This window comes from Paenibacillus sp. GQ49 (assembly GCF_059759055.1).
In genome coordinates, this window is sequence record NZ_JCAXEL010000001.1 from 398131 (window position 1) to 418485 (window position 20355).

13 protein-coding genes are annotated in these 20355 nt (G+C 46.3%); 4 read left to right on the forward strand and 9 right to left on the reverse strand.

Annotated features, from left to right (window positions below):
• The first annotated feature begins 47 nt into the window (after positions 1 to 47).
• Complete coding sequence (locus AC6CIF_RS01915; RefSeq protein ID WP_498198185.1) at positions 48 to 3722, forward strand: non-ribosomal peptide synthetase family protein; 3675 nt, start codon at positions 48 to 50, stop codon at positions 3720 to 3722.
• An 88-nt stretch (positions 3723 to 3810) separates the two neighbouring features.
• On the opposite strand, the gene AC6CIF_RS01920 is transcribed toward AC6CIF_RS01915, so the two are convergent.
• The 3 genes from AC6CIF_RS01920 to AC6CIF_RS01930 all read right to left on the reverse strand — a co-directional run bounded on the left by AC6CIF_RS01920 (position 3811) and on the right by AC6CIF_RS01930 (position 5751).
• Positions 3811 to 4431: a TraX family protein gene (locus AC6CIF_RS01920; protein ID WP_498197578.1), complete on the reverse strand. Its 621-nt coding sequence runs from the start codon at positions 4429 to 4431 to the stop codon at positions 3811 to 3813.
• 78 nt (positions 4432 to 4509) lie between these two features.
• A complete protein-coding gene (locus AC6CIF_RS01925; protein WP_498197580.1) occupies positions 4510 to 5010 on the reverse strand; it encodes a GNAT family N-acetyltransferase in 501 nt (166 codons plus the stop codon).
• Positions 5011 to 5277: 267 nt separating this feature from the next.
• Positions 5278 to 5751, reverse strand: a complete 474-nt coding sequence (locus AC6CIF_RS01930; RefSeq protein WP_405132000.1) for an RbsD/FucU family protein — start codon at positions 5749 to 5751, stop codon at positions 5278 to 5280.
• 255 nt (positions 5752 to 6006) lie between these two features.
• Here AC6CIF_RS01930 and AC6CIF_RS01935 point away from each other — a divergent pair, with 255 nt between their 5' ends.
• Both AC6CIF_RS01935 and AC6CIF_RS01940 read left to right on the forward strand, forming a co-directional pair.
• Positions 6007 to 6429 carry a MarR family winged helix-turn-helix transcriptional regulator gene (locus AC6CIF_RS01935; protein ID WP_498197582.1) on the forward strand — a complete coding sequence of 141 codons (423 nt, stop codon included), beginning with the start codon at positions 6007 to 6009 and terminating at the stop codon, positions 6427 to 6429.
• Between the two features lie 30 nt (positions 6430 to 6459).
• Entirely contained in the window at positions 6460 to 7773 is a 1314-nt protein-coding gene (locus AC6CIF_RS01940) for an MFS transporter (RefSeq protein ID WP_498197584.1), read from the forward strand.
• Between the two features lie 158 nt (positions 7774 to 7931).
• Here the strand turns inward: AC6CIF_RS01940 and bcbE are convergent, their stop codons facing one another.
• The 4 genes from bcbE to yicI all read right to left on the reverse strand — a co-directional run bounded on the left by bcbE (position 7932) and on the right by yicI (position 15691).
• On the reverse strand, positions 7932 to 9233 hold the full coding sequence (gene bcbE / locus AC6CIF_RS01945) for a bacillibactin exporter BcbE (RefSeq protein ID WP_076208965.1): 1302 nt from the start codon (positions 9231 to 9233) through the stop codon (positions 7932 to 7934).
• 82 nt (positions 9234 to 9315) lie between these two features.
• Positions 9316 to 12267, reverse strand: coding sequence for a glycoside hydrolase family 3 C-terminal domain-containing protein (locus AC6CIF_RS01950; RefSeq protein WP_498197586.1), 2952 nt, complete (start codon positions 12265 to 12267; stop codon positions 9316 to 9318).
• Positions 12268 to 12286: 19 nt separating this feature from the next.
• A complete protein-coding gene (locus AC6CIF_RS01955; RefSeq protein ID WP_498197588.1) occupies positions 12287 to 13297 on the reverse strand; it encodes a phosphotransferase family protein in 1011 nt (336 codons plus the stop codon).
• A gap of 75 nt (positions 13298 to 13372) precedes the next feature.
• Complete coding sequence (gene yicI / locus AC6CIF_RS01960) at positions 13373 to 15691, reverse strand: alpha-xylosidase (RefSeq protein WP_498197590.1); 2319 nt, start codon at positions 15689 to 15691, stop codon at positions 13373 to 13375.
• Positions 15692 to 15863: 172 nt separating this feature from the next.
• On the opposite strand from yicI, the gene AC6CIF_RS01965 reads away from it, so the two are divergent.
• Positions 15864 to 16784 carry an AraC family transcriptional regulator gene (locus AC6CIF_RS01965; RefSeq protein WP_498197591.1) on the forward strand — a complete coding sequence of 307 codons (921 nt, stop codon included), beginning with the start codon at positions 15864 to 15866 and terminating at the stop codon, positions 16782 to 16784.
• A 166-nt stretch (positions 16785 to 16950) separates the two neighbouring features.
• Here AC6CIF_RS01965 and AC6CIF_RS01970 read toward each other — a convergent pair whose 3' ends face one another.
• Both AC6CIF_RS01970 and AC6CIF_RS01975 read right to left on the reverse strand, forming a co-directional pair.
• Positions 16951 to 17871: a hypothetical protein gene (locus AC6CIF_RS01970; RefSeq protein ID WP_498197593.1), complete on the reverse strand. Its 921-nt coding sequence runs from the start codon at positions 17869 to 17871 to the stop codon at positions 16951 to 16953.
• Between the two features lie 385 nt (positions 17872 to 18256).
• Entirely contained in the window at positions 18257 to 20116 is a 1860-nt protein-coding gene (locus AC6CIF_RS01975) for an adenine deaminase (RefSeq protein WP_498197594.1), read from the reverse strand.
• Positions 20117 to 20355 lie beyond the last annotated feature (239 nt).

Genomic DNA, 20355 nt, shown 5'->3' on the forward strand with positions numbered 1-20355 from the left:
GAGGAATAACTGAAGTGATTGAAAACCAACCATCTTCTTCCCATTCCATGGAATCTAGCTTGCCAGTTCTGCAGATTCCACTGGATTTTGGGCGACGTCAACAATCATTCTCTTATGAGTCTGCTCAAATCACATTACATGCTTCTCTGAGCCGTGAACTTAAACAGAAGTATGGAGAACAGATGGTGTACCCGGTACTCCTCTCAGCTTATGCAGCCTTGTTATTCCGTTTGTCAGCTGAACAGGAACTTGCCATAGGTATACTTTCCCCAGATCAGGCAGCTTCCTATCTTTCATTGCAGATTCAGGGTAAATTGACCTTCAGCCAACTATGTCATCAGGTGTCAGAGCAGCTCAAGATTGAATACACGTTGCAAAACGGTGGATACCCTGAAACGTTTTTTATGCTGAATAGTGTGCAGTTGCCTCAAGCTCCTCAAATATTAAACTGGAACGTTCGAGATGATCAGAACATGCTCATCCTCGATCTGTTCTATGATAGTTCACTGTTGAAAGAGTCTACCGTGCTGAGATATGCAGAATATTATCAGACTCTTCTACTCGCCCTAGTGCGTGACGGTGAAAAAGCAATCGGTACGGTAGATATTCTTTCCGCCTCAGATCGATTGCTTTACCGTGAAATGAACGATACTTCTGTTCTCGAACCAGAGAACCAAACGGTTCATGGCTGGTTCGAAGCAACGGCAGCGGCATATCCGGATTCACCGGCGATAACATCGCCATCCAAAAGTTATACGTACAGGGAATTGAATGAACGAGCTAATCAGGTTGCACGTGTTCTGTTATCCAATGGATTGCAGAAAGGTGAATTTGTCAGTATCTTTATGGATCGAAGTCTGGAGACGATCATCTCTCTGCTTGGTATTCTGAAAGCAGGTGGTGCATATGTTCCGATCGACCCTGAGCATCCACAAGAACGTAACAGTTATATCGTGGAAGATACGGCGTCCTCATTCGTGCTGACAACGGAGGCTTCTTATGCCCAAGCTTCCAGCTTGTTCTCCAGTATAGCTACGGTCCGTCAGGTTCTCGCTGTGGATGGTCGTTTGGCCGGATTTGCAGCAAGTAATCCCAATCTGGATATTCAGCCAGATGATCTTGCGTATATTATCTACACGTCAGGGTCGACCGGTAAACCCAAAGGTGCACTGATTGCCCACCGGGGTGTAACCAATCTTGGAAGTGTGGTTCAGCGTGATTGTGACATTCAACCAGGTGATGTATTAACCCAGTTTGCTACATACAGCTTTGATGCATCCGTGTGGGATACCATTGGCGCCTTGTTCTATGGAGCAGAATTATATCTGTTGTCTGCGGAAGAACGTGTATCCGTTGAAGAATTCGCAAGTGCAATTGAACGGACAGGAACAACCATCATTACGATACTGCCTACGATTTTCTTCAATCAGCTTGCTTCCTACTTATCCGATGAAGGTTTCCACAAGCTGGCCAAAGTCAGAATCATTACTGTAGCCGGAGAAGCATTGTATGGTGAACAGGTTCGTGCCTTCCAGCGCAAATTTGGAAACCAGATTGATATTGTTAATGTGTACGGACCTACCGAATGTACAGTAGCCACAGCTACTCACCGCATCAGTGAGCAGGTTCCCGAACATGTGGTGAACATCCCTATCGGTAAACCGATTCATAACTACAAAGTATACATTGTAAATGAAGAACAACAGCTCTGTCCGGCAGGTGTACCTGGTGAGGTATATATCGCTACCCCTGCACTGGCCAGAGGTTATCTGAATCAGCCAGAACGTACAGAGCAAGCATTCATTGAGAACCCGTTTGCGATAGGTGAGAAAATCTACAAATCTGGCGATATTGCCAAATTGCTGGATACCGGGTTGCTGGAATATGTTGGTCGCAGTGACTCTCAGCTAAAAATTCGTGGTCACCGGATTGAGATTGGGGAGATTGAAGATCACTTTGCACGGCTTGATCAGATCCAGAACGTTGCCGTCATTCCGAAGAAAGAATCCGACGGACAAAATATGCTGGTTGGTTACTTTACATCGAAAGATGGCAGTACCCTCTCTGTTTCGGACATCAAGGCAGAACTGACGGAGAAACTCCCTTCTTATTTTGTACCGAAGTGGATCTGTCAGCTGGATGAAATGCCGATTGCACCGACTGGGAAAATCAATCGCAAAGCGATGGTATCCCTGCCTCATGTGGAAAGACATGAAGATCGTCCTGACCGGGTCATGCCTGAGACGGAGACGGAATCCATTATCCTGGACGCATGGAAAGAAATCCTTCAGCATGATGACTTCGGTGTCGAAGACAGCTTCTTCAATATCGGTGGTGATTCACTCCGGGTCATTCATGTACTGGTCATTCTGAAGCCACATTATCCGCAACTGAAAATTGCCGACTTCTTTGCCGAGAAAACAGTCCGCGCTCTCGCTCGTCGTGTGGAAGTATTGTCTCTCAGTGCAGCAGAAATTACGGATTCAGTGGTGACCGACGGTATGATCACACAATTATCCGAACACCCTGTGGAGCTAACTTCCCAGTTGGGGTATCCGCTCATTCGTGAACCTGAGCATGTGTTACTGACCGGAGCAACAGGTTATCTGGGCTCTCATGTGCTGCAACAGTTAATTATGAATTCCAGTACACGAATTTACACCCTTGTTCGTCGACCATCCAATGGAATAACTGCAATGGAACGTTTGACTAACGTACTGGAAGGTTATTTCGGCAAACAACTGACTGACCAGCTCTCCACTCGCGTGGAGATTATTGAAGGGGATCTCGAACAACCTAATCTAGGTCTTTCCGCTGAACAAACGGCTTATGTTCAGAATCGAATTGACCGTGTTATCCACTGCGCTGCAGACGTACGTCATTTCGGAGATGCCGATCAGTTCGCCAAAACAAACGTGGAAGGAACGGTCGCATTGCTAGACTTGATTCGCAGCAAACCAGGTGCTTCCTTCCACCATGTATCCACGATGGGTATTCCGGAAGATCTGGCACTCAGCGGACAATGGGAATCTTCCCTGCAATATGATCGGTTCCCGGCTGACTTGCATGTGGACAACCTGTATTCGGACAGCAAGCTTGAAGCCGAGAAAGTGCTCATGATTGCCGCTGAGCAAGGAGTACCTGTCAGCATCTATCGTGCAGGTAACCTCACTTGCCACTCCGAAACTGGACGCTTCCAGTCCAATATTGACAGCAACGCCTTCTATCGTATGATCAAAGCGATGTTATTGCTTGGCAAGGCTCCTGCGGCTGACTGGATGGTTGATTTCACACCGATTAACTATGCAAGTGAAGCTATCGTTCATCTGGCCTTACGTCAGGATACCGCCGGTCGTGTATTCCACATCTGTAATCCGGAGCCCATCCGTTATGATGAGCTGATCCGTTCTGTAAATCGGGCTGGTTACGAAGTCGAGACGCTACCATTCGCGGATTACACACGTTGGTTGTTCGATGCGAGCATCAGCAAAGAGCCGGAAGCTCTTCAGTTGGCTATTGCACAGCTTGAAGGCGACGGTGCGAAGGATTCAGCATATGTCTATGCTTGCCCTGTCACAACGGCTTATGTGGAACCTGCCGGAATCTCATGTGCAAAAACAGATGATCGCTTCATCTCCGCCATGTTGGACTACGCCGTTCAGATTGGATATTTCCCGTCTGCAATCCGGCACCATAACGGCACTTCTACAGCAATGGAGTAAGTTCACACTATCACGAAGTAAAGAAGCCATCTATCGTCATTCACTGACGATAGATGGCTTCTTTACTTCGCATTTTTGGGTCATTCTTTTAGACCCATCGGATAATTGCAATAATGGCAAGATGCGCAGGATAGAAATAGCGCCACACCCAACGTGGCCCCTTCATACGGAATCCCGCTTGATAATACTGAGCAATAGCAATGCCGACGGTTGCGAGCACACTATACATTTGCACAGAGCTGTTATGCAGCAGAAGATATAGTGCATTTAACAAGACATGTGCCACGACAAGTACAGGACCCTGGAAATAACGGAATAACAGGACCAATACCAACCCGTACATCCCGTAATCCATTTGGCTAATTTCCATGAACCACCCTGCTCCAATTACAATTGGAATCCCCAATAGGCGGGATGGCAATTTATCAATAACGAATAATACCAACAGGGCTGACCACAATGTCCATACCACGTTCAGAGAATAATGATTAAACGCAGCCATGAACGGCACCTGTGATATGATTGCAATCCAGAAAAGACGCCATATGTATTTTTGTACGTCTCGTGTATGTTTATAACCGATATATACTGCAAATGCATAGATTGGAAAAGCGATACGACCTATGATCCTCAATTCTATAATATGTGGAAAAAAGACAGCTCCTATATGATCAATTAACATCGTGATCATGGCAATCCACTGCATCATGTTGCGACTCCCCTCCCTTTGCTGCCGACGACACGAATGTGCCATTCATTCATATAGTGCGCCTTTTTGAGCATCCTTTTATACATTAAGTTCATAATACATGAATTTGGTATCCTGTGCATATCCTTCGGATTCATATAAAGCTTGCGCTTGCTTGTTACTTAACTCAGTTGAGAGTGATATACGAAGAACCCCTCGCTCAGATGCCAATTGCTTGGCTGCTTGCAAGAGCTTCCTCGCAATGCCTTGCTGACGATAATCCGGATGCACATATAGATCATTAAGCACCCAGACAGGCCCCATCGATACCGAACTGAAACTGGGATACAGCTGAACGAATCCGGTGCAATTCAGGCCATTCGAGAGTGACATAACTTTACTTTTATCTGTCCCATGATCACTTTCCGCATCTGATTCTGCTACCAAAATCACCGATTCATGGCGTTCCATTCGTTCTCTAATATACTGACGTGCTGCCTCAATGTCAGCATTTTGGTTGTAGAACATCCTGTACTCATTGAACAATTGTCCCACTTCGTTACAATCTGGAAGACCCGCTTGTCTGATTCGGTGCTGCATTTCACTCAACTCCTCTGGGATGGAGACCATCGTCTCATCGTTTGTATTTCTTCAATTGTAAAACAGTCCCCCTCCCTTTCCCCATTCATCATCTGTATCAAAGTTTGTAGTATCCTGAGCAGTGAGCTGACATTCGTTCATGCGCGCTTCCAGATTACATCTTGCTTATCTAGTCCATGCCAGTTCTGTACGTTTTGTTATACTGGCTCCGCAATGGTAAAAATAAAAAGGCGACCAGAGCATCCACTGCTCCGTCGCCGTAATTATTCAGTTCGATTCAGCATTCTGCTGTTCCTGACCAGGATCAGCATCGGGGAAAATGACACCTTTCTTCAAAATCAGATTGGCATATTGCGCTCGCTCGCCAGTTGCAACAATCACATAGGCATTCGAAGCACGTTTATAAAAATCAAATCGCTCTTCATGATCAAAAGCATCCGTTATACCTTCATATTCTTCAATTAACCGGCGATAGTCTTCCCATATGATCGGGATCACCTGGTCTCCTTCCACAACCTGCATGACAGCAGCGGGACGCTCAGCATAGGTATCCAGTGGATATAATTGCAGGATGGCATCCAGCAGTTCCACGACTCCCAGTGCATCACAGCGTACCAGTCGCTTGGCATGACTGGCTGCGGGGAAATTGCCATCCGCCAGAACCAACTCGTCTCCATGGCCCATTTCGGACATGATTTTGAGTAACTCTGGAGGTAGTATTGCGGGTATATTCTTTAGCATGCACAGCTCTCCTTGGTCATCTCCAACATTAGTTAGAGCAAATTGGTTTTCTACATTTTTCAAGCAATCTAGACATCGATTCCATAAAAGCGGTTTCATCACTATTCTAACAGTATTTTCAGATCATTGCACAGCGCACCCGTACGTTCAATATGAGAATATTTCATTTTGACAAAAATACTTGTTTAACATATAGTTGTTATAACAAGTAATTGATTGGGACATTTCATTATGGAAGCGAGGTCTAGCAATCACATGGACTATACACTGAAACAATCTGTTGGATTCATGCTGGGTTTCACACATCGTAAAGCTGTAGCTTTACTTGCAACGCGATTCAAACCTTATGATATTACGACAGAGCAATTTTCTGTTCTCTTTAATGTTGACCGCGGAGAAGGTGTGAATCAGAAGGAGCTCGCTGCACGTGTCTTCAAAGACCAACCCACCACTGCGCGGATTATTGATCTGCTTGAGAAAAAAGGCTGGGTAGAACGCCGGACCAGTGAACAGGATCGCAGAGCCTATCTGTTATATCTCACCCCAGAAGGCAAAGCGCTAATCGATATCCTCGTTCCGATTGAAAGAGAAATGAATAAAGAACTTGCTGAAGGTATACCCGAAGACCAGATGGAAGCATTTAAACATACTCTTTCCCTCATTAACCGCAACTTGTAATGAATCACAACTCAGGGGGAATACATCATCATGAAAGAACAATCTACACAAGTTAGACTATGGACCACCGATTTTATTCTGCTGATGCTGTGCAACTTCTTGTTGTTCTTGCAACTGCACATGATCGTCTCTCCGCTTCCGTCCTACGTTCAGGAGCGATTTCACGCCAATGCATTTGAAGTAAGTTTATTCACCTGTCTGTTTGCACTAAGTGCCATTGCAGCCCGTCTCTATTCCGCGAAAGCACTGGAGAAGGGCCTTCGTAACGCCATGATCTATATAGGCCTGTCCGTAGCCCTGCTGGCAACGCTCGGCTATTATTTTGCTGCCGGTATAGCCGTGCTCTTGTTGCTGAGAATGTTGTTTGGTATCGGGTTTGGTATGAGCAGTACCGCTTTTCCAACGATGGCCTCGGACATTGTGCCCGTCAAACGAATGGGTGAAGGTATGGGTTACTTTGGTCTATCGACTAGCCTGGCTATGTCTATGGGGCCAATTATTGGGGTCACTCTGCTACAGGGTGCTGGATTTGTAACCCTCATGTTATGTACTGCGGGTGTCCTCGCTGTGATCTATCCACTGAGTTATTCGCTGACACGCAAAAAAGCAGTCAGAACCGATAACAGTACAACCATCATGCCACAAGCCACAACAAGCGCTTCAGGGTCCAACCCAAAACAGAAGACACCTTTCAACCGTAAGCTGATTCTGCCCAGTGTGCTGAATTGCCTGTTATCCATCACCTATGGTGGACTTGTAGGATTCATCGTTCTGTATGGCAAGGAAGCCAATCTGGCCAATCCTGCGCTGTTCTTTTTGTTCAATGCACTCGCCGTGTTATTGGTTAGACCCTTTGCAGGACGGATCTATGACAATAAGGGTCCAAAAGCCCTGCTCATTCCAGGGGCTATATTTATTGCGGTTGGCCTCATTCTGCTCTCGTATGCAACCTCCATGTCTACCTTGTTCATTGCTGCCTTTATCTACGGGATTGGCTATGGTTCCATGCAGTCGTCTCTGCAGACCTGGATGATTCAAGTTGTATCTCCATCTCAGCGGGGTATGGCTAATGGTATGTTTTTGAACTCGCTGGATCTGGGTATCGCAACCGGTGCCCTTCTTCTTGGCGCCATTGCGGCCATAACCAGTTATACCGATATGTATCGATATTCCGTGATGTTTATGATTCTGTTCTTGCTTATCTATCTGATTCAGGGAAAACGAAGCGGCAGCTTCTCCATTGAACCTCATGCTCTGCTCGCTCATACGCATATACCTGCAACAAATACAGGTCAGCCCAAGGATTCCGAACATAATACGCAAGATCCCAGAAATAAGAAATAAACCCGTCAATGGGAGTGACACGATTACGAGGTTTATTCTTATGATTAAGAAAACGCGTTTACACCGAGGATGTATACTTTCTCAGGCGTAAACGCGTTTTTTATGTGTCCATGGTGTTCAATTAAAGATAAGAATGAATTGTTGGCAATAACATCCATCTAGAGTGGACTTTTCTTGCGCCGTATAGGAGCATAACCTCGACTCGTCTCAATCCGATCGATATGCCGTTCATCCTGTTTATGTCCACTTCCTGAAGTAGGTTGGTCTCCCTTATCGGGTTTGACCGCAAATAAGGTGAGCAATGCCCCTACAGCTCCAGATGCGGCGAGCACACCAAAAAGCCAAAAATGTTGTGTGCCAATCAACAGAGATACAACAGGAGGACCAAGCGATACACCGATGAATCGCATGCTGCTGAACAAACCCGTAATCGTACCACGCTGTTTCTTGTCTACTCCCTCAGTAATAAGGGCATCCAGACACGGTAAAGTTGCTCCTATTCCCGCACTTCCTAATGTGAACAATCCCACCACAACGAAGATATTATCGAAAATTCCAATAACACCCAGCGAAACGGTTACAAGAACAAGTCCTGCGAATCCGAGCCATTTCATGCGAGGCTTACTCTTTCCAATCCACTTTCCTCCGAAAAAGGAAAAAAGACATAAGGCTGCCAACGGAATCGCAAGTACAAGGCCTTTTACGACCCCTTTCATGGCGAACTCGCTCTCCAACGTCTCGGATAGATAATAAAGCACACCAAAAAGAATAAACATGCAAATTCCACCAATTGCAAACAAGGCGTACAACCATCGTCCTTTTTCTTTCAATACATCCCGAATGGAAGCCACAAATTCCGTAAAGGTGGGGGGCTTTTCTTTTTTCTTGGGTGTTTTCACTAGGAAAATAACTAGAATCAACGAAATCACACATAATACAGGAATAGCCACAAATGGTAAAAACCACAGCCAAACAGCTAGTGCTGCACCCAAAATCGGACTTAACACTTTACCAAACGTATTTGAGGTTTCAATGATTCCCAAGCTTTTGCTAACCTGATCTTCATCATTGAACATGTCCCCAACCAATGGAATGACAATAGGGAATGCGCCGGCGGCTCCAACCCCCTGCAATAACCTGCCACCCAAAATAGCCCAGTAAGCTACATTTCCATCCAGAATCCATGCAGCCACACCAGATACAGCACCCCCGACAGCTGCAATGATAAGGCTGGGAATAATGACTGCTTTTCTGCCAAAACGATCAGACAAATACCCTGCGAGTGGAATAAGCAGAATGGCAACTACAGCGTAGACTGTAATAAGCATACTGACCTTGAATGCAGATACCTTCAACTCACGTTCAATCTGTGGCAGGATCGGTATTAGCATGGAGTTACCCAAGGTCATAATTAAAGGGATGGAAGCAAGTGCGACGAGGTCCCACTTTTTATCATTCATACCACAACCACCTTTACAGGTTCTACACACAACAGCATTATTGTGCTTGTTTCGGAGGTTGATTATTCAGGACATGCTACAACTACAACAATCTAAAGTGCCGTAACGCTGCTCCACCTTTGAAAATAATATACAGCTCATTCACCTTATGTGTCGCCTCAAGCGAACAGTGGACTGTTGTCCACTTGATATCTTTCCCATTCACACTGCCTCCAGGTCCAGAAACTTCACATACACCGAGCAGTTCGCCCTCCAGTCCTCCGGAACGAATCTCCAGACTGCCCTCTTCCCCAAAAGCTGCCACTCTGGCTTCAAATCCTTGTACTTCTTGAACAGCATTATGGTTGAAAGCGATCCAGGACGATTGCTCCTCTCGATATAAGGGTTCCTCTGGAGTGATTGCCCGAACTGCCGAACGTCCTTCCAGACATTCATCCAGTAGAACACCTGCACAAGCATCGTAATTCTCGGCAAAGGTAAGCAAATAAAGCGGACGATCCGGAATCGTCTCACCTTCAATTTTAATATCAGCCGACTGACGTATATCTGCGGAAGAACGCCCTGCCAGGATGGCCCAGGTTGCTGTCTCCAGGCAGTATCGATCTCGGGTAACATCCCATAGCGCCAGCTTTTGAACAGGAACCTCGAAACTTATCGTAACACGTGTCCCTGCTTTGACATGAACACGGCGGAAAGCAAGCAGTTGCTTCTGAGCGCGTTTCACTCGCGAGGTATGTGCAGTTCCATAGATCTGTACGACTTCATCACTGTCAAGTTCACCTGTATTGTGTATCTCCACTTCAATCTTCAATTGATCTGTGGTGGTGGATTCCTCTGTAGCACTGCGACTTACACGAATCGCTTCGTATTCGAATTCCGAATACGTCAGGCCATGACCAAATGCATATTGAACCGGTCCTTCATGATACATATAGGTCATGCCATTCTGAATGATGTCATAATCCATCATGTCAGGAAGCTGTGATTCATCTTCATACCATGTCATGTTCAATCTGCCTGCCGGGGCATAATGACCTAACAGCACATCTGCAAGCGCGTTCCCCAATTCCTGACCAGCATGTGTCATATAAACGATTGCGCGGGCAATACCTTTTAACTCCTGCAAGGCAAATGGATAACTGCCCATAATGACAACCACTGTATTGGGATTGGCTTCACACACGGCTTTGACAAGCTCGACCTGACTCGACGGAAGCAGCAAACTTGGGCGGTCAATTTCTTCTTTGCCGTTGATATGTGGGCTGTTTCCAACAACAACGACAGATGCCTGACTGCTACGTGCAGCTTCTACAGCTTGTTGTATTCCGCTTGTCACAATATCAATATTGAATGCAGAAGGTATCTGTGTATTGCCTGGTGATTGACTTGCGTGTCCATAGTCACCAATATCATTCGGATTTGTACCTGTAGCTGTAGTCTGTTCTCCTTGTGGCCGGAGTGGAGATACAGCAGACTGTCCCTGATATTCGCTCAGCCCAACAGGAATACCGTTCCACGTCCGCAAGGTGTTACTTCCATCCGTTAGAGGATCTATGCGAACAACTTCCTTCACGAACCAGCCACCAATCTCCGGTGCATTTGCCTGATAGATACCTTGCTCGGTTAAGCTAACGTATCGATTATTGTTCACACTTCTCAGCGTATGACTTCCCCAACCCCAATCCTGATGTACAAATTCGGCGGCTGTAGGTGCACTGGCTTCCGGTACAGCGACGAGTGTACCTTGCGCACCAAGAGTTACAACTTGTCCGTCTGTTGTCTTCAGCTGAATACGGTCATTCCCATCTGCATACGTTATGTCTGATTGAGGTAGTCGATTACGCAGTCCATCGAGAACGGATACACGATAAGGCAGTGTGCCACTGTACCAATCGGTATAGACAACATCCGCAAGTGGTCCAATCACACTGATTTTCTGCAACACTTCTGGCTGCAACGGAAGTAATCCATCATTTTGGAGCAAAACAATGGATTCAGCAGCGACACGATAACTGAGTTTGGCGTGCTCCGGTGCACATAATACCGACTCGGGAATAGACGCATATGGATTTTGCCCCGACTGATCGAGTTGTCCAAGTCGCATCCGCACACCAAAGATGTTACGAATCGCTCGGTCCAAATCAGTGACCTCCAACAGATTCCGGTCAAGAGCCTCCTCCAGAGCAGATACAACAAGATCAACTTCATCTGTAAGACAATCCACTCCTGCCTTCAACGCACCTGCTGCTGACTCGGCATGGCTGGTATGATAACCATGATAATTCACCGTCTGTGACAGGTCTCCACCATCACATACAATGAAACCTGGCATCGCCCACTCACCCTTAACCACATCATTCACATATGGACTTTCAATGGCAGGTGTACCATTGATGGAATTGTAAGCTGTCATCATGGACAAGGCTCCGCCTTCCACAAATGGCGTTTCAAATGCTTTTAGATAGTATTCCCGCAAATTGCGAGGGTCGATGCTGGATGAACAATTTAGCCGATCTTTCTCATTATTATTGGCAAAAAAGTGTTTCAATGTCGCGACCATTTTAAGATAAAAAGGATCATTTCCCTGCATGCCTTTAACGAGTGCTGCCGACATTTCTCCCGTGAGGACCGGGTCCTCACCATACCCTTCTTCTGTTCTACCCCAACGTGGGTCACGTTCCAAGTCAACCGTTGGTGCCCACAATGTTAACCCGTGAACTTCAGGATCACGGTGATGGTATGCCCTCGCTTCATCGCCAATAACGGAACCAATCTCCTGCATAAGTCTCGTATTCCAGGTACTCGATAGACCGAGAGGTTGCGGAAACACCGTCGCCTCCCCTTTCCATGCAACCCCGTGGGCAGCCTCGCCCCCAACGTTGTAGGCTGGAATGCCCAGTCTTGGTACAGCTGCTTCGCGTGTAGGAATTAGTCTGATCTTCTCCTCCGTTGTCAATCGTGCAATCAGGTCATCCAAACGTTCCTCAAGTGAACGTGACGGGTCCCACATCGGGTATTGATGATACTCCTTCATCCTGCATTCCTCCTACGAGTTAGTTGTATTCCAGTTGCCTCCATTGCTCCAGTAAATCCAGCGTACGCTGGCGATACTTCTGACCATCTTCAGGTTGATTAACCTGATGTTCATGAACATAGGCATTAAAATACGAAGACAGTATTCGGTAGGCAAGCCTGCGTGCCTGTCCTTCAACAGATGAGTCCAGAGGACGATCATATCCTTCATAAAAAGCCGCTGATTCTGACGACAATAGGGCTTCAAACTCCCTGTCGGCAAACATGGAACGATCTCCGTCAATGATTGCCGCAATGTTTAGCTCACCTTGTTTCTCATGAACAAGTACATTCGCTTCCCACAGGTCATTATGAACGAGTACCGGACGGGACACTTGATCAAATAAGTCTTTATTTTTGATGAAAATAGCAGCGATCTCTTCTCCCACACCTGACATATAATTGGCTTGTGCCGCTTTAAGTGCCGTTTCTTCTGCAAAAGAGTGCAGCACCTCGGACCAATGATCCGAGCCTTTAATCGTCCCATCCCCCTGCGGCCAGCCAAACGATGTACCCTCGATCTGATGCATGATGGCGGTATACTCGCCAAGCTGATGATACAATCGCTCTTTGTCTATGTCTGAAATTGATGCGTGGTCCAGCTGCTTACTCGGGATAAACGCCATAAACATGTACGTTCTTGGAATGATGGACCCGCTGTCATCACAGGCGATAATGTTGGGAGCAGGAATGCCTGCCTTGCGGTAATATTCATATACAATCGGTTCAGCCGCCATCATCGTGCGTTCGAACGAAAATAGTGGATCACTCGCAGAACCAGCCGCCATCTCTCCCCGCTCTGGAGCCAATCGTAAAATCACATCCGTATAGGATGTATGTTCAAGGTGAATCCGATAGGTTGTATTAAAAAGTCCACCTTGCAGAAGACCAAACTCCTTCACTTTGGTACCGCTTCCAAAATGAATTTCTACCAGTTGATGCAGCATCTCTGCTGATATCGTACAGTGCAAACCCGAATTCATTGTACTCATTTCATTCAATCTCCTATCATCGTAGACAAACAGACGGCACCTTTCGGCACCGTCCTTTTCTTTTACTATATCATTTTACAGTTGGATTGTAAGCGCGCTTGCGCCTGTTGCTGCTGTAACAACAACACCATTTGCACCAGACACTTGGGAACCACCTTCAACGCTGGATACACTCTCAATGCCGCGAAGCACCAAGCTCCATGGTTTGCCCGCACCTTCAGCACGAACATCCAGCACTGATCCATTACGTGTAACGTTAACTGTCAGCTCCTGTTCAGCCGCTTGGTTCACAACGACAGCTTGAGCCGTTTGACCGTCAGCCAGTTCGAACAAGTGCAAGGACACATCATTCGCAAAGTCATAATCCGGTTTGCTATCCACCGCACCGACAGCGATCAAGCTGTTTGGCTTAACCATCATTGGCAGTGTTTTGAAGTCATGGTTTTCACTGATCCAGCGTCCACCTTGTACTTTCGCTCCTGTCAGATAGTTCGTCCAAGTTCCTTCAGGCAGGTAATAACGAACATCACCCTCCTTATTGAAGATTGGAGCCACCAGAATCGAGTCACCAAACATATATTGCGTATCCAGGCTGTATGTTGTTGGGTCCTCTGGGAAGTCCAGCAGCATAGCGCGCATCATCGGAATCCCTTTTACCGTTGACTCCACCGCAGAATTGTACAGGTACGGCATCAGGCTGATTTTGAGTTTGGTAAAGTCACGAACAACGTCCACGGATTCCTCGTCAAACAACCAAGGCACACGATACGAAGTGCTTCCGTGCAGGCGACTGTGTGAAGATAACAGTCCGAATTGTACCCAGCGTTTGTATACGTCAGGGCTCGCTGTGCTTTCAAAACCACTGATATCATGGCTCCAGAATCCGAAACCGGAAAGTCCCAGTGAGAGGCCACCGCGAAGTGATTCAGCCATGGATTCATACGTGGAAGAGCAGTCACCGCCCCAGTGAACCGGGAACTGTTGACCACCTGCTGTTGCAGAGCGTGCAAACAGGGCAGCTTCGTTTTTGCCAATCTTCTCTTCGAGCAATTCAAATACAGCTTTGTTATAGAGCTGTGTATAATAGTTGTGCATTTTAACCGGATCAGAACCATCGAAGTACACAACATCTGTCGGAATTCTTTCACCGAAGTCGGTCTTGAAGGAATCTACACCTTGATCCAGCAGGACTTCCAGCTTGCTCTTATACCAGTTCACAGCATCCGGATTTGTGAAGTCAACCAGAGCCATACCTGCTTGCCACATATCCCATTGCCATACGCTGCCATCCGCTGTTTTCACCAGATAACCGTTCTCCATACCTTCATCGAACAAGTAGGACTTTTCTGCAATATATGGATTGATCCAAGCACAGATTTTAAGACCCTTCTCTTTCAGACGTGCAAGCATGCCTTCCGGATCCGGGAACATCGCTTCATCCCATACAAAATCAGACCATTGGTATTCCTTCATCCAGAAGCAGTCAAAATGGAATACAGACAGCGGAAGATCACGTTCAGCCATGCCATCTACGAAATGGTTAACCGTTGCTTCGTCATAATCCGTTGTGAATGATGTTGTCAGCCACAGACCAAAAGTCCATGCCGGTGGAAGCGCTGGTTTACCTGTTAATTTCGTATAATTATCAAGTACATCCTTAGGATTTTCACCGCCGATAATGAAGTACTCCAATGTCTCGCCCTCTACGCTGAACTGAACTTTAGATACATTCTCGGATGCAATCTCATACGATACGCGTTCAGGATGGTTTACAAATACGCCATATCCTTTATTGGACAGGTAGAACGGAATGTTCTTATAAGACTGCTCACTGCTTGTACCGCCGTCCTCATTCCAGGTATCTACGATTTGGCCATTCTTAACAAACGGCGTGAAGCGCTCACCGAGTCCGTAAACGTATTCACCAATACCGAGATCAAGCTGCTCGCGGAAGTATGCTTCCTTGCTTGGACCTGTAATATAACCAGCAGCTCTTTGACCGCTACCTGTAATCCGTTTTCCTCCATACAGGAAGCTAATGTCCCAACCATTTGTTTTGTCGATTTGAACTTCCAGATTGCCGCTTTTCAAAACAGCACCTTGTTCATTTTTTGAGATCTCAACGTTGGCTTCTTGTGTGTTAAGCTCAAATATAGGCCCTTTTTTCACGCCACCTTTATGGTGATTCAGAGTTACACGAATAACGTTAGGCATTGGTGAGCTGTACGTTGCTTTCAGCAATGTACCGTTCAACGTGTCGCCTTTGGAACGAATATATTTAGTTGCCGCATATACGGTCACAGAATTGTCTTTTGGCACAATATCACGAATGTCAGTCGGGTTTTGAATCTGGTACCCTTCACGAGTCATCCAGAATCCATCAGTAAATTTCATGTTTTCTTTCCCCCTTTGGTTATATTATAATAATATTGATATTAATCACGGAATTCTTCTCTTATTTTGACCAAATATATCACGATTTTGATAATAAACATCCGATTCTTAAACATCATCACCAATCTATGGAAACGATTACATTAATAATGATACAAAAGGAGAATCTGATATGGAACGTGAACGATTACGGGAAGACCGGATTCACGGCAATGCCATGTATCCCGTCAGTGTGTACCCGGATATTCAACAACTGAACGGGGATAGCATCCTCGATTGCCACTGGCATGATGAGATGGAGTTCACCATGGTGACCCAGGGCTGCGCCGTCTTTCAGATTGATATGAACACCGTTGAGGTACAGGCTGGAGAAGCCATTTTCATCAATCGAGGTGAGATTCATGCGGGGTATCTGAAGGGCGATGTTCCCTGCGTATTCTCTTCCATTGTATTTAATCCCGAGCTACTTGGCAGCCGTAACTTCGATACGGTCCAAGAGAAATTCATCGGTCCACTGGTACGAAAAACGGTGATTCCCCCAAGTCATATCAAGGCAGATGAGGATTGGGGACAAGAAATTCTGGATCTCCTGAAACGTATATTTGCAGATCATGCTAGCCGAACCGAAACGTGTGAAATGTCAACGAAAGCTTACCTTTACCTCATATTTGCCCGAATGTTCGAACATATGAGACCTGCTCCGCTCAAAGGCACCGTAGCTACAGGGAGTCATGACAAGGTAGAGCGCCTGAAATCCGTACTCGGGTATATCCACAAGCGTTATCCTGAACCATTGAAGCTGAAAGAACTGGCCGATGAAGCCAATATGAGTGAAGGACACTTCTGCCGTTTCTTCAAACAAATGGTGCAGAAAACACCTGTTGATTACATTAACTATTACCGTGTTCAACAGGCCTGCGTTCAGCTTGAGAATACGGATCACAAAATTGTTGATATCGCCATGGATGTGGGTTTTGAGCATCTAAGCTACTTCATCACTACATTTAAAAAGCATAAAGCCACCACACCTTCACAGTATCGCAAAATGTTCTATGAGAACGTAGGAATGGAGTCTGCCCTAGTTCAGGTGTAAAAATAAGAAGGTGCTCACAGCTATTCAGCTGCAAACACCTTCTTTATATTCTTTATCAACTTTCCAGCCAACGAGTAAGATAACGCTCTGATCTGAGCCACACTGACTCAGTTAAACTCATCTCATTCGCTCTATCAGTCTTACGCTTTGAAGCTTAACATTGGCCTCACTTTTTCAGTGTCTTCCATGAAGTGTACTCATGTACGGAGAAACCGTTAAAGGACGCATGTACTGAAGCCATTTTTTCGACCAATTTTAATTGTGCTTCCATATAAGCAGATCCCTCTTCATAAAAAGTAATGAAGTCGCCTTCCTTACTTTGCTTTGTTTCCACGGCGATTGAGATCGTCTTGCCAAGCAGAGCTGCTTCTGCAAGTTCATCCTTCGCTACACTATAGATTGCAGCAGCTGTATCGCGGTAAGCCATAATGGTGATGGAATCAAACTTGCGAATCATCCAACTGCTTACGGCCATCGTGGAACCCGGAATTTTGTAGTTATCCAGCCAGAAAGGCAGATCAGCCGCTACCGGCATTTTCATCCGTGATGCTCGCTCAACAATATACTCCACATTGCCTTGCCACTGCGTAATTACACTGGCTTGATTGATTTTCCATTGTGGGTGCACATGTGGCTCAATATCCAGATGAATACCAGCAAATTTCTCATTGGACAACGCCTGCGCCTGATATGCCTCGATCCAGTCCAGGAAAGATGCAATCTGCTCCCGACTTTCCGTCAGCCCCCAGGCTGATCTTCCATCCATGACGTCAACCGCAATGTTCTTGGCTCTCGCCTGGCGGATAAAACTTTTATACTCAGGAATCTTTATATCCCGGTTCATCTGCAGATAGATCGTATTGATCTTGTTCGCTGTAGCGTAATTTAACACCTCTTGAGGATTACTTCGGATCTGGGTGGTATCCCATACCCATGTCGCTCTCACCGGTGCATCAAGTTTTCCATGAATCGTTGCATAACTGTCAACTGAACCATCCGCAATGGCTTTGGAAGAACAGGCTGTACTCGCACACAGGATCAAACAACTCAGTAATACGATAAAACGGTAACCCATTTTGCTTTTCATATTTGTACACTCCCTCTGAAGTTATCAGCTCTGACGTGCAAATCTGGATGAAATTGTGTCGTTTCATATTCATTTAATGGATATTTATTAGGTACGACGAATTTGGATTGCTTCTATATGCAATATCATCTTTAAGACTCACTACGAAAGAATCATATAACTATATTTCGGGAATTCGTAGTTCTGTATGTATAGTTCAAAAGTCGCAATTATTCACTATTTTCTAAATTCACCCTTATTCCAGCATGACTTCAGTCATTATTGCCATATGAACACCAAGCTCCAGAAGACCTAGAAAGCGTTTTCTCTCAAAACACACCAAAAAACCGCCCTAAGGCGGCTTTATATGGAATCCTATTTAATGATGTCTAGTCGACATTTCCGTTCATTCATTACCCGATAGAGTTACCGGTGTACCGTCCACCACTTCATCGAAAAGGGACACCAGTTCTATGCCTTCTGCCGAGATCCGCACAAGACCCTTGTCGGACAAACGTAATTCTGGAATCACAACCAGCGCCAATAACGAAAGCGTCATGAACGCATTATTCAACGTACATCCTGCGGACTGTAAAGCTTCACTGACTGCTTCCGATTGGGCTGCAACGACTTCAAATGGCTCGGTTGACATCAAACCTGCAATCCGCAGCGGGAATTCGGTTACCCCTGCTGCCGTTACCACGGCCACCCCGCCCTGCATACGAATGACGCGATTACCGGCTTCAGCCATTAGCGCATCATCATTACCAATAATCAACAGGTTGTGACTATCATGAGCAACCGTCATCGCAATCGCTGCAGGTGATGTGAAGCCAATGCCTCCAACAAGCGCAACCGCCCGATTCCCGGTTTGTTTGTGACGCTCCAGTACCGCAATTTTGCATACTTCCCCTGAAGTTGAAACCACAACCTTGCCATTCTCTACGGTAACAGGCAGGTGTTTCTCCTTTGTATCTACATGGTTCTCTGTCACATGAATGATTTTGGCACCAATCGTACCCTCTGTAATGGGTGCAGCAAGTTCCAGATCTTCTGGCTGAATATTAGCTTCTAACTTCACCGTGTTCAGCGCTTCTTCCGGGTACGTGAAGCTGTCCCAAACCGCCGTCATTTTCCCGTTCTCGGCCACTACTTGCCCGGCAGCAATCGTCATGCCCACACGTACATCCGCCAATCGGCCGTCCAGTAGAATAATATCGGCTATATTGCCCGGAATCACCGCACCAATGTCGCGCGCAACACCAAAGCGCTCAGCCGTATTAATGGTGGCCATCTGGAAAGCCGTGACCGGCTTCACACCTTGGGAGATTGCGAGACGAACAACAAAGTCCATATGTCCTTCTTTGAGCAGGGATTCGGAGCTTCGGTCATCGGTCACCAGCATCATCCGGCGTGTATCCAGTCCAAGCTCGGTACAAGCTTTGATTGTCTCAGCCACATCATGCCATGCCGAACCTTGGCGCATCTTCGCGTACATCCCGAGTCGCAGACGTTCAACCACATCTTCTTTGGTCACACACTCATGATCCCCTGTAACACCACTCGCTGCATACGCTGGCAGACGCCAGTCATCTGCTGCCCATGTGAAATGACCATCTGCCACTTTACCTGCCCGGAGCGTTGCCTGTATCTCACCAATCATCGTCTCATCCCCATAAACCACCCCAGGGAAGTTCATCACTTCACCAAGGCCAATCATGTCCGGCCCCCAGGAAAGAGCCTCAGCTACCTCTTCAGGCCCGATATAAGCACCTGTGGTCTCCAGTCCTGGATGAGTGGAAGGCACACAGGAAGCCACCTGCATATAAGCAGCCATCGGTGTGGTCCGCGCTTCATCCAGCATCAGTCTCAGACCTTTGAGACCAAGCACGTTAGAGATCTCATGTGGGTCAAAGAAACCTCCGGTCGTGCCTGAAGGCAATACCGCTCTCGCAAACTCGGTTACTTTCATCTGTGTACTTTCAATATGGCAGTGTCCATCCAGCAGACCAGGAGCGATATACTTACCGTTTGCTTCAATAATCCGGGTATGTTCTCCGATGGTGTGGCTTACATCTTTACCGACATAAGCGATTCGAGCTCCCTGTACAGCTATGGACATCTCAGGCAAAATCTCACCCGATATCACGTTGACCAGCGTACCTCCCCGAATGACCAAAGTCGCTGGCAAATCTCCCCGTGCTGTAGCGACCAGATCAGGTACACAATCGGCCATAAGTGGCCGTTCAAATGATGGTTTGTTCATTTTGTTGCCTCCTTTAATAAACGATCCAAAAAAATATATTGTTACGATTATATGAGTCCGGACCTCATGTGTAAAGAAAAATCACATCCTTTGTCCTTAAATACAAATTATCAAGTCATTTTTATCCACGGGACCCAATCCTTACGAATTCACGTTAGGTATTTTTATCAATACGATCACCTATATGGCTGTAACCTCATCACATATAATTCCCTCGCTAAGCTAGCTTCTTCCCGATA